8 protein-coding genes and 4 pseudogenes are annotated in these 11540 nt (G+C 55.9%); 3 read left to right on the top strand and 9 right to left on the bottom strand.

The annotated features are described in order from the left end of the window. A partial coding sequence (locus B5E41_RS30535) for an integrase core domain-containing protein (RefSeq protein ID WP_141098842.1) occupies positions 1–269 on the top strand: 269 nt, incomplete at its 5' end. A gap of 174 nt (positions 270–443) precedes the next feature. Here B5E41_RS30535 and nodD1 read toward each other — a convergent pair. The 6 genes and pseudogenes from nodD1 to B5E41_RS30500 form a co-directional block, all read right to left on the bottom strand. Then, complete coding sequence (gene nodD1, locus B5E41_RS30530; RefSeq protein WP_088397285.1) at positions 444–1388, bottom strand: transcriptional regulator NodD1; 945 nt, start codon at positions 1386–1388, stop codon at positions 444–446. Between the two features lie 166 nt (positions 1389–1554). Next, complete coding sequence (locus tag B5E41_RS30525; protein WP_088397284.1) at positions 1555–1887, bottom strand: nodulation protein NolE; 333 nt, start codon at positions 1885–1887, stop codon at positions 1555–1557. Between the two features lie 650 nt (positions 1888–2537). Then, positions 2538–2927: an FkbM family methyltransferase gene (locus B5E41_RS32635; protein WP_280950655.1), complete on the bottom strand. Its 390-nt coding sequence runs from the start codon at positions 2925–2927 to the stop codon at positions 2538–2540. Positions 2928–3316: 389 nt separating this feature from the next. Beyond that, a pseudogene (locus tag B5E41_RS30515) lies at positions 3317–5220 on the bottom strand (carbamoyltransferase family protein). 1516 nt (positions 5221–6736) lie between these two features. After that, positions 6737–7149, bottom strand: a pseudogene (locus B5E41_RS32040) (transposase); the annotation flags it as partial. 11 nt (positions 7150–7160) lie between these two features. Next, positions 7161–7355 (bottom strand): RNA polymerase factor sigma-54, encoded by a 195-nt coding sequence (locus B5E41_RS30500; protein ID WP_425350153.1) that lies wholly within the window; start codon positions 7353–7355, stop codon positions 7161–7163. Between the two features lie 185 nt (positions 7356–7540). Here B5E41_RS30500 and B5E41_RS30495 point away from each other — a divergent pair, with 185 nt between their 5' ends. Together B5E41_RS30495 and B5E41_RS30490 are read left to right on the top strand one after the other, a co-directional pair. Further along, positions 7541–8215 (top strand): MreC domain-containing protein, encoded by a 675-nt coding sequence (locus tag B5E41_RS30495; RefSeq protein WP_088397286.1) that lies wholly within the window; start codon positions 7541–7543, stop codon positions 8213–8215. Between the two features lie 130 nt (positions 8216–8345). Beyond that, positions 8346–8924, top strand: a complete 579-nt coding sequence (locus B5E41_RS30490) for a hypothetical protein (protein WP_054185971.1) — start codon at positions 8346–8348, stop codon at positions 8922–8924. Positions 8925–9558: 634 nt separating this feature from the next. On the opposite strand, the gene hemN is transcribed toward B5E41_RS30490, so the two are convergent. From hemN to nifH, 3 genes and pseudogenes are all read right to left on the bottom strand, one after another. Next, a complete protein-coding gene (gene hemN / locus B5E41_RS30480; RefSeq protein WP_088397283.1) occupies positions 9559–10926 on the bottom strand; it encodes an oxygen-independent coproporphyrinogen III oxidase in 1368 nt (455 codons plus the stop codon). 87 nt (positions 10927–11013) lie between these two features. After that, positions 11014–11211, bottom strand: a pseudogene (locus B5E41_RS30475) (nitrogenase); the annotation flags it as partial. Positions 11212–11317: 106 nt separating this feature from the next. Beyond that, positions 11318–11540, bottom strand: a pseudogene (nifH, locus tag B5E41_RS30470) (nitrogenase reductase); the annotation flags it as partial.

The following is an 11540-nucleotide window of genomic DNA, read 5'->3' as shown; positions in this document are numbered from 1 at the left end:
TCATCGCGAAGGACACCGCATCCTTGCTACGCGACATCGGCATGGAGCCGTGCACGACACCGGTGCGAAGCCCACAGTCAAACGGAATGGCGGAGGCGTTCGTCAAAACCTTCAAGCGCGACTACGTCTCGGTCAATCCAACCCCGGATGCTGAAACCGTCATCGCTCAACTGCCATTCTGGTTCGAGCATTACAACAATCTTCATCCACACAGTGCTTTAGGATATCAATCGCCGCGCGAGTTCATCAGCTCGCAATCTCAAACCTGAGCATGTCCGGTCTTTTGGGGGCAACTCCAGTTCCTCCATGCTTGGTCGTCAGTCAGTCAGCGCGGCTGTTGGGCCAGCGGCGACACGATCAATCATCCGTGAGGCTGTAACGGCGGCGTCTCAAAGTGGCCCTCATTCCGACGCCATGAATCACGACAAAACCACGTAAGAATGCTAGGAAATCCTGAGACGTCTCATTACCTCATTCGGCGAGGGCATGCGGGATGCTTCCTGACATAGCACGTCCCGCATCCAGAGGCTTGCCTGATCACTATTGTGAAGGGCGGGCCATTGGAGGGCCTGTGTGAACGCCGGCAACGGTAGCGGAAGGTCAGCGATCCGCAGGGGTATTGTCTTTTCGAGCTGCTTGACCAGGCGTAAGGGCATTGTCGCTATGCGCTCGGTCCCTGAAAGCATGAACGGAATCATGCTGAAGCCCTGCACGACTACTTCGACATGTCTCTTAAGCCCGTGCTCAAGCAAACACCATTCCTCGATGGAAGCCGTCCGGGCGTTCCCAAACTTCACCACAACGTGTCCCATCGACATATACCTCTCGATTGTAAGTTGCTCCGAGAGTAGCTTGTTCGAGCGGCAGCCCACGCACACGAGGGTCTCCTCGAATAGCGTCACCTTAGGATGTGCGCGCGACATGAGCAATTCCGGAAAGATGAGAAAATCGGCGTCACCGCGCCGCAGGTAATCATCGTAGTTATCGGCGATAGCCAGCAACTCGAAGCAGACGGCGGGCGCTTCTCGGGCGACACGCCTCACGACCTTTTCAAAAAAAACGAGTGCGGCGTAATCGGAAAGGATGACTCTGAAGCAGCGATCCGATTGAGCCGGGCTAAACGGATCCCAGGATATGATCGAGACCTGGATGTGAAGCAGAGCCTCGCGGACCGAAGGCGCGAGCCGCTCCGCACGCGGGGTTGGAACGAGTTCGCGACCGACCATGGTAAAAAGGTCGTCATTGAAATAGGTGCGTAACCTGCCGACGGCCGCGCTCATGGCCGGCTGGCTCAGGTTGATGCTGCGCGCCGCCGCCGTGAGATTACGCTCGGTCATCAGGGCGTCGAGTGCGACGAGGAGATTCAGATCAAGGCCCTTGAACCGCATGTCTTCATCCGTAGCGAGGTGGGGAGAGAAAAGGTGAAAAGGCTCGGTCTCGCGGTGCGGCGCCGAGAGAGATCAGCAATCAAAGGGTCGTCTAAAATTGGGAAAGTATCGACATTCCAGCCGCCGTGGCTTCAATGGTCTTACTGCTACTTTCAACCGACACGATTCAGCGGCGCCTGATCATTCTGGCGAGTAGCAGTGATTTCCGCGGATATAGGTTGCGGTCTGCGACGTCGATGACTTCGGCGTCTTGAATATGTACTTCGGGGGGTAAGACGCACTCGTAGCATTCACCTTCTTCGGCAGGTGCATCTTGGCAATTGCAGTCTTGAGTGTGCTCTGCTGAATGGGTTTTGTCGGCACCGGTCTGGTTTGCGCGGAGGTCACTTATCGCCGGGCCGGAATCTTGGTCACGATCATCTGCTGCAAACGACGGCCCGGCCTGCAATGTCAATGCGAGCAACGCGGCGACGATGACGTGGTAGCCAATAACCTTCATGGGACGTTTCCTTTCGTTGGCTAAGGCCAGGCGACACCAAGTAGGATTGATGCCATTCCCGCCGCCGGTACTTCGGGGCTACGGGTGTTGTTGGATTGGTCGAGAGCCTTTCAACGGATCAAACCCGGTGGAGTGGAGATGGCCGTCTATGGAGCATCCGCGAAAATTGGTGAAATCTATTGTTTAAATGCGAGTCATCCATTTGATGCATGTAGACGACGTCTTGCCAGCCCGAACCACCAAGTGTCCGCCAAACCCACTGTTTTCGGCGGTGCTTTTTCACCCAATCGCGACTTCTATCCTCGGTGGTCTTGCGCATGTCGTTGCCGCGATCCCCCTTCATCCCGGATGGCAAAGGGCGCCGCATGCACCGGAGTGACACCGAGGAATCCCTTATCGATCTCCTAAAGATCTGCCGGTGTCATACACGGTCCATGATACTGTGATGATAGCCCGCTATCATCCCAGAGGACTCGGTTGGATTTCGCCTCATCGGACTCTACGATGTAGCCCAGCGGCAAAGGTCGAAGGAGGATTGGTTCACTTTGCTAACCGGCGGCGGAAATGAATTGCAAAAAAAGGGAGATCGAAACGGCTATAGGCTCGTGTTTCTGAGCAAAACGTCACCCTCCACTCCTCGGGATACTCAACTACCATCTGGAAGGAAGGTAAGAGCTCAAGAATGGCCCGCAGGGGAGCTGGCCTTCATAGAGCTCCTGATCACTATACTCAGTATATATGTAGCGCGTTCTGCTCAGGACCTGATTGCCCCCGGCAATAACGTCGGCCTTGGCTCCTTGCACATCCATCCAGATGACATCGATGTTCTCTAGGCCAGCTTCGCCGCACCAGTCATCCAGCCTTCTCGTCTCAACGGAAATCGGACGGTCAAACCGAACCAACGCATACTCAGAAAGGTGGTTCTTGGGACGGCGTATCGAGCCCGAGAGATCCCATTCCTTAGCGCTGCCATTTCCATTGCTGGGGTGAAACTCGATCATTCCGTTTCGGTCGCTGATCGCAACTTCGGATAGTCTCATCCGATCCCGATGGTAAAGCGTGCAACGGCTCTGGGGTCTGGCTCAAAGCAATAGAGCTTGGCGCCTGGAAGAAGGTGCAGAAGCGTTGAGCATCGCTTCCGTCATTGCACCCGATGTCAAACATTACAGGGTCAGGCTTATCCAGAAGCGAAACGATCTGTCGATGAACGTTTAAGTCACACACCGGATCCATCACAGTCTCCTTAAGTTTTCGACGTGCCCCTGCTGAACGAGGTCGGGCAGGATATCGCTGACATATGGAGCTATGTCCATTTGGCGCTTCCTTTCGACGTAGTTGTTGATGCTTCGCCGTGCGATTAGGCGGCGCATTATCGGTCTCAGGCTTTGTTATTTCGCTAGATCGTTTGTCGTAACGGAGCGATCACAAGCTATGCTGGAAGCCTACTCGTCACAGAGGCCTCAGCGGGGACGGATTCCTGTGATCTGCGGCCGCGTACCGGGCTTAAGCATATGCACCGCTGCTCCCAAATCTGCCGCAGTTCATTGAGGAAGATTTCACGGCTACCTGAACCCGCCGCGATTCCATCCAAAATGTCGCCAACCAGGGCTTCTCCCTCAATCCTAATTAGCTGTTCAAACAATTCCGGTGAAATAGGCACGGCCGGCTGGTTGGAGGGACCTGTGCGGATCTCGCAAACAGTCTCTTGCCGATCCAGGGTGGAATATGTACGCACTTGATGGAGACTTGCGTAAGGCGGCAAGGAAACGGCTAGTTTATTCCACTCCTCCATCGTTGAGGTTCGCTTCTTGACGAGAAATGAACCAATCACAAGTGCATCCAGGTCAGTCGTCAAAAAAGTCGTTACGGCATCCCTAACCGAATCCACTACCGGCTCTGCATTGTTGTTAAACGACGTGTTGAGCAAGATCGGAACGCCGGTTCGCTTCCCGAAAGCATTGATTAGCTCCCAATATGCGGGATTTGTCTCGCGTGACACCGTTTGCAAACGAGCCGTACCATCTACGTGCGTACCATCGTATTAATTCGATCCTTGTTTGAGGCCGGCCTCGGGTCAGCAAGAATACTTCGGTTGCCCAGCGCCCGTGGACCGAATTCCGAACGTCCCTGCACCCAGGCGATCACGGCGCCATGCGCAATCCATTCTGCTGCTTTGCCTGTCACGTCATCACTGCGTTCAATGTCGAGATGCTGGCCCCAAGCAACGAGTTCCTCTTCCACGCTTCCTTCGCTCCCCAGGTGGGGTCCCCAATAGACGTTTTGCAAACGCTCACGAGGTGCCGGATGCCCCAGATCATGAGACGCCATCAATGCGGCGCCTAGTGCGTAGCCAGCGTCATGGGCAGCCGGTTGAACGAAGATGTCTTCAAACATCCCCGAGTACAGCAGCTTGCCATTCAAAGTGCAGTTGTGAGCCACTCCTCCGGCCAAACACAGTCGTTCTATGCCGGTAACCTTGGTGTAATACCGTAGGACGTGGAACACGATCCGTTCCAGTGCTTCCTGCAGTGAAGCACTCACATCTTTATGCTGCTGCGTGAACGGCATGCCTTTCTGGCGTATTTGGATGTTGCTGAGCAACGTGGGACCAACTCGGTCGAGATAGACCCGGTAACCACCGTCGTCTAGGAGTTCGTAGAATTGTTGGAAGATCGCGCGGTATGACGCGGGATTACCGTAGGGTGCGAGTCCCATGAACTTATATTCATCGAACGCGCCATAACCTAGGAAGCGGATCGTTTCCAAGTATAGCAGCCCTAGAGAATCGTTCTCCGGGAATGCCACGAGTGGCTCAATCTCCGTGCTGGAACCAACCGCCAAAAGCCCCGAAAGAAAGTCCCCACCGCCGTCAATTGAGAGGACCAGACTTCGCTCGAAGCCCGACATGAAAAACGAGCTCACGGCGTGCGACATATGGTGGCTCACGAAGGAGACACGTGAGGGATCAATTTCGGCACCAAATTCTTGCCCGAGTAATCCACACAACAACAGCCTCGCATCCGGTATTGGGGCGCTTGGGTGAGAGAGGCGCACGCGCTCGAGCACAGCGTTGCAATAGGCCTCGGTCGCATAATACACGATGCGGTCTATGTCGTTAAGGTGAACACCTGCAGATGCGAGGCAATATTGAACAGAACGCGTTGGTAGCTTGTTGGAGTGCTTGATCCGGTTAAGGCGCTCCTCCTCGACCGCCGCTATCACTCGGCCGTCGCGAACGAGAACCGCAGCCCCATCGTCCATAAAGGTGTTCGGTAGATCGAACGAATTTTCGTAGACTCTGCTTAAACCGCCACTGAGCCCTAGACACAGCATGTTGCTCTCCAGTTCGTTTCGAAAGGTAGGTCGCTCTGGCCTGGCCACCGGCTTTCGTAGTTTCATAGGGTGGTCCTTGACAGTGCAGCTAGAGCTCACGGGCCGAAGCCGAAATCAGATCGTGACCGGATCGGTGAGATCGCCGACAATCGGCGCTATCAGAAACCCAGACCGAAGCATTTGCGGCAGTAACGCCGCGTTACGTATTCACATTACCCAGTCCTTCATCTTTCCGCCCCACAGCCACAAGGGAAAATCAACGACGTTTGGTCGTCGCTGCAAAGGTCGTAGACCGTGTCCTTGCAACGGCTAGTGCGCCTGCGTTGGCTCCGAGGCATAGCAAACAGAGTTCTGCCGCCGGTCTCCATCACCCGCATATGCGCCAGTACCGAACTCAGCTCCCTGGCGGTGGGAACGCCATTGATAATCACTTTGAACGGCGGCCACGGTGTGAGAACCAATCTACGCTCAATGTGCAAAACGCGTGTTCCTTAAGGGGAAGCAGTAGAAAGATGACCAGCGCGCGCGGTGAAACTCGACGAATAGGAGGCGGCATCGACCGGGGCAAAGTGCGTCCCTTGAGAGCCCGCTGAAACGTCGAGAAGCAACGACCAAGATTCTGGCCGATCACGTCGAGTGCAAGATAACGATCGAGACCAGGCAGCAGACGGACTGCCCCAGGCCGTTTTCCCAGCACAGTCTGCACGGCACCCGAGGACCCATTTTAAGAACTCCGAATTATCGCTTTACAAAGCGCTTCTTCAGCGTCTTCTAGTGGCAACCGTCTCGATCAGTAAAATCGATTTTGGATGGAATGCATCCATAAAAAAGATGGCGTGACTCAGCAGTGAAGCGGGCGGCGCCCCCATCCTTCTCTCAATGGCGGCCGTGTTCAAGGCAGATCCGCCTGCTACATTCGACCGACGAACTCCTCGTGTCTAGTCGTATAAGCAACACTCCTTCGCTAACCTTGTTCAGCCGACAAAGCCAAGCCGCGTGTCCTCTCGGCACGTCGATGAGCGTGATAGCCGCGCCTGCTGCAAGGAAACGGCGTTCGGTCTTGGTGAGCACTGCCGCAGCGAGTGCCGCGAACATAGACCAAGCGCTTCATCATTTTCCCGAGCGTAAGTGCGCAGCATCTGGCCGTTGAAGCGCGAGCCGAAGGAGAAGTTTGGGTTGCCGCTCCTTCACCACTTCAGGGATCGGGCTCTGAGTATCGATATCGGTCAGGACTTCGATATAGTCGGAATTTGCGACTAAGAGGTTTGCGGCGGGCCTGACGCTGCCGTTTGCAATATAGAGGCGGTCTTCGCCGCTGACCCCAGTCCGATTTCCCTCTCAACAAATCGCTTTCGCCCAGATGTCGCCGGATGAGGCTTTCCCACTGTCCGCCTCGAATTGCATGGAGTGCGACGAGTTCAAGAGTTGCTTCGGACCAGAGGAAGTCTGACCGGCCCCGCATGGGCACTCCTTCGATCGACATTGAAGCCGTACGTTACATCGCGGCGGTGTTGCACGGAGGAGGGCAGACACTGCCACGGCTGAAGCCGAGAAGCTTCGCCTGGCGCACGACGGATAGCTTATGCTCGCGGTCGATCATTCTTTCCGCCCAGCAATCCCGCGTTGCCGCAGCGCTCCGGCTAAAAAATCGTTCTCCAGTGTCAGCTCGCCGATCTTGGCGTGCAGTGTTTTGACATCGACGGTTGGACCCGCCGGTTCCGCCTTCGCTTCATCGCCGAAACGCCTGTCGCCCCCTCAAGGAGCTGGTCTTTCCACTGTTTGATCTGGTTGGCGTGCACGTCAAACTGCTGGGACAATTCCAACCAGCGTCTGCTCGCCCCTGATGGCGGCAAGCGCCACCTTTGCCTTGAAAGCCGGGCTGTGGTTCCGGCGCGGTCGTCTCGTCATGGTCTCTCCTGTTCCCGGCATCTAAGCCGAAGTCAGGCAGAAATTCCACTTATGCTAGCTGTGCAGATTTCCCCGAGCCAGCTCTGGCTGTCCATTGCCTCCCTATGCTTTGTGACAGTGCGGCGCGCAATGCTGATGCCGGTTTCCTTCAGCCAAGCGACGATTTCATCGTCGGAAAGTACTTCCGAGGCCTCTGCGGCGATACTTGCCTTGATGCGGTGGCGGATGCGCGAGCGCTTCCCCGGGGGCGACCATAAATCGGCAGAGGCGCGGTAACTTCAAAAAAATAACGCGGGGCTAAAAAATTGGCCGCAGGCTAGTCCGTGGGTATGGACTGGAAGTCCGGTAGGCGCTATTCGTGCCGTTCCAGCATAACATCAGCCACCCCGTGGATTCTCCAAGGCCTCTTATATTGAAAAAAGTGCAACGCAGTTTTGCCGTCGAGTACAAGAACGGCAGGCGAAAACTCGATACCAGATCGAACTCGATCTGGGGCAATGTGGATCTAAAGTCAGTCGCGCGCGATCTAGAGGAAGAGGCATTGCCTGCTCTGTCAGGTAGCTCTCAGAGTGGCAAACCCGACAGCGAAATGTCTTTGCCGGAACAAGATCAGGCCGAGCAGTTGTTGACAGCGCCTCTCGGCCCGTCGACAACTGCATCAGATACACAGGAGATGAGCATGGCCGACGAGACTAATACGACAACCAATGTCGATGGACAGACCGTTGTCGAAACGCCTAATGCGCCGAAGAAACAGCGCAAACCGCGCGCCAAAAAAGCCGCGGCACTCGAGACCGCGTCCGCTGACGCTACGGCAGAGCCAGCAGCTGCTCTGGCCGGGGCCGGTGGTGTAAAGAGGAGAGGGCGCAAGACAAAGGCGATCGAAGCCACGGCGAGCGCCAAAAGTGTACCTATGCGCCGCGCTCCAAAAGCTGTGCAGACAGCGCCGGCCGCCCCGATGACGGCGATCGATGAGATGGCAGACCTTTTGCAGTTGGAAGAAGAAAATCAGCGACTGCGCAAGCTTCTTGCTGAAAAACTTCGCGCTGAAAATGAAGATCTGCGCAAACGGCTCAAGCTCGATTAATATAAGCAGCCGGTCAATTAGCCGGCCGTATCTACACTCTTATCGAGACAAACAATTCGGCAACGGTAAATGCTGTTGCCGGACCTAAAACTCACTGCCTGCTTGCGGGATAAAACGCGAGGTCAGATAGATGGCGTCTCCCTGGAAACTTCTTGCCCGACTGATCTCACCGGGTCGCGAACAAAAGCGAGAAAACGGCTCGGACCAAAAGGTTACGCCGGACCCGTTGGCTATTGCCGGTCCGACCGAAACGCCTGCCGAGAAGAGCCTGATTAGCGCCGTTCGACCGGCAAGCGAGGGGCTTCCCCGTCACGGCCATTCTCCTGCAATTTCCACCGAGTTTGTTGTTTCCAAAGAAGTCGGAATCGGTATCGGCATGAACGAGACTGAGGAGGCCATCTCTCGTCGCAGCCACGATCAGGTCGACGGCCAAGACGCCAAAATCGTTGAGGCGGCTGATCCACCTCCATTCGGCGAGCTTGGTACCGACATCGTCGCTGGGCATGATGCTACGAAGCTCGTGCGAACTCTCGAGGTCGCCCCGCGTAAGAAGGCATCAGCCGCGATTGCAAACGCGGCCCCGGCAATTCACACTGCGGACCAGATGAGCCTCGACGAAGACATCAGGGTGCTCAGGGGGCAGCTAGCCAGAAAGCTAAGGCTGCAAAACGCGCAGTTGAGAACAATGCTGGAGCGGTTTGAACGGTGACCTGTCGCAGTGCAACACGTTGAGCCCGGTTTATTGCAAGTGACGGCATTGAAAGCGTTCTCCTAGGCCACGTCGAAGGATCATTGTTCAGCGTCAGGCAACCTGTCGCCCTGGGCATGTTGATGGTTCTTGCCGCCGGTGCTTCGCGGAGCCAGCGGCAGCATCACCTGTGTACGGCTAGGACAAATAACTGGGTTCCAAGCACGGTCCCATTTCGTCGAGATCGACGACAAGCGTGTTTAGGCCATGTTCTAGGCATTTAACCGCGCTCGATCGCCACCGTGGACATCGAGCCTGCCGCAGGTTTCTTGATGCGCGTCTCCGCCGCTTGCGCAATCGAAGCCGCATTGGTGACGTCAAGCTGAACTGTCCGGGCGTCTGGTCCGGCGCTTTGAACGAAGGTGTCGCCTGCTTCAAGTTGGCGCGCGCAACCGAGCCGGTGAAGCCGTTCTGCGCCAGACCTTTCACGATCTGACGGCGGATTTCTTTGCCAGTGGCGAGAGCTGAACTGTGACGCGATCGAGACCGACACATGCCATGGACTTCGAATTCAGCGATCGATTTAAATCGAGCAATTGGGGGCTTGCCTCCTGCCTAACATCTCGACGAACTCGAGCTCGATTATGTGATCACTCTAAGGCCCTCCGTTTGCCAGTCTAGATGGCTGGCGGCCAAGATAAGCATCGAACGCGGCAGCGACATGGCGAAGGGCAGAGCGACATTCGTACCGTACACGGACTAAACCGTTGTCAAACTCAACGATCCCGTCCTCAGCCAGAATCTCTAGCTGCTTAGCTGAACTCACTAGATGGGTCTGATCAAATCCCTGGGCCGTACAGATTGCTGATATGTCCGCCTCCAAGTAGCACATGAGCTGTTCGATGATTGCAGCTCTTACGCGATCCTCGGTAGTTAAACGGTAGCCCCTTGAGGTCGCCAAGCGGCCGGATGCTATGTGTCGGTTATAACAGGTTTGCGTGAGATCGTTTTGAACGTAACCGTCGCCGCAACGACCGATGGCGGACGCGCCCAAACCGATGACAGTTGGGCAGGTTTCGGCAGAGTAACCAAGCGAATTGCGGCGCAGACGACCAGCTCTCTGTGCTATTGCAAGCTCGTCATCCGGCAAAGCAAAATGGTCGAGACCGATTTGCAGATAGCCTGCTGCAACTAACGTATCGGCCATGGCTGAGGCCTGCTCAGCTCGCGCGGCTATATCGGGCAGTGCTGCTGTGTCAATCAAGCGCTGATTTTTTCGAAAAGATGGAACGTGGGAATAACCGAAAACCGCGAGGCGGTCGGGACGCATCGCAATAGCTAACATTGCGCTCTCTAGACAGGACTGGACGGTTTGGTTCGGCAAACCGAACATCAGATCGAAATTGATACGCCTGACCCCATACAGGCGGAGGTTTTCGACGGCGGTCATCACTTGCGCCTCGCTCTGAATCCGGTTGATCGCTTTTTGTACGACGGGATCGAAGCTCTGCACACCGACGCTTGCGCGATTCACACCCTCTCTTTCTAGGGCTTCGGCCATATCGGTGGTGAACGTGCGCGGGTCGACCTCAATGGCAATGGTTGCGCCTCGCTCAAGCGCAAAACGGCCGCGCAGGAGTTCCATTAGCGACAGGAAGTCTGCCGATGGCATAATGGTCGGGGATCCGCCGCCAAAGTGCACGTCACCCACGGAGAGTGCCTGCGGCACTTGCTCGGCGACCAGGCGGATTTCCTCGCGCAGCATTGCTAGATAATCGGTTATCAAAGTATCCCGACGAGTGATGCTAGTCGGAAAACCACAATACCAGCACATCGAGCGGCAGAATGGAATGTGGAGATAGAGCGAGACAGCGTCATCAGTTCCCTGGCTTCTCAGCCATTGCTCATAAGTGTGGGCGCCGATTTCTGGAGAAAACTCCTGTATTGTGGGGTAGATAGTATACCAAGGCAACTGCGCCCCGCTATTTGTGTTCGGAACGAAAATCGACGACGGTGCGCGCACAGACTTTCGCCTGCAGTCCGTGTCACGTTCACATTCAATATTTGACACGTTTTTTCCCTCGAAAGCTGGGTCCTATTGGGCACGTGCCACGCCCGGAATGGACTTGATGTTCGATTTGACGTCGCATTCGGAAAGCGCCTTCGGCTCATCGCCAGGCTCGTCGCCGCTCGTTGCGACGCTGAGGTGCTTCTTGCGGCGCTTTGCCGCCTTGTCTGGATATTGCGCTAACACTTCCGCAATGAGCTTTTCATGCAAAACGCTGTCATTCTCGTAATCAAGGCTCATGGGCCCCTGCCCCTTTCAAGGTTCGGGTTAGGTCGTCGTCGACGAAGCGTCTTTCGTGGAAGGACGCGCTGGCTCAAGGGCCAGCGCGTCCTGTCGACAGCGGCAGTTATTGAGCCGCAACCACCGCTGACTCCTTGGCCTGTAGTTCGGCCAGCATCTGCTCGTCGCTCTTCATGATGCCGAAGTCGAGCAGCATGTCTTCGAGCTCTTCCATGGTAATCGGGGTCGGAATGGTCCCTTGGCCCGAATTGGCATGGATCTTCTCGGCTAGCGCCCGATATTCCCCGGCCTGCTTGGAGTCCGGCGCGTACTGGATCACCGTCATCTTC

It is taken from the genome of Rhizobium esperanzae, assembly GCF_002204185.1.
GTDB classification, from domain to species: Bacteria; Pseudomonadota; Alphaproteobacteria; order Rhizobiales; family Rhizobiaceae; genus Rhizobium; species Rhizobium esperanzae.
Note: the sequence above shows the minus strand (reverse complement) of the source record. Positions and strands in the feature narration are given on the sequence as shown.

Excerpts from the sequence above, each read along its gene's own strand:
- nodD1 (WP_088397285.1), bottom strand. The coding sequence starts at position 1,388 with ATGCGGTTCAAGGGCCTTGATCTGAATCTCCTCGTCGCACTCGACGCC.
- B5E41_RS30490 (WP_054185971.1), top strand. The coding sequence starts at position 8,346 with ATGGCGTCTCCCTGGAAACTTCTTGCCCGACTGATCTCACCGGGTCGC.
- B5E41_RS32635 (WP_280950655.1), bottom strand. The coding sequence starts at position 2,927 with ATGAGACTATCCGAAGTTGCGATCAGCGACCGAAACGGAATGATCGAG.
- B5E41_RS30525 (WP_088397284.1), bottom strand. The coding sequence starts at position 1,887 with ATGAAGGTTATTGGCTACCACGTCATCGTCGCCGCGTTGCTCGCATTG.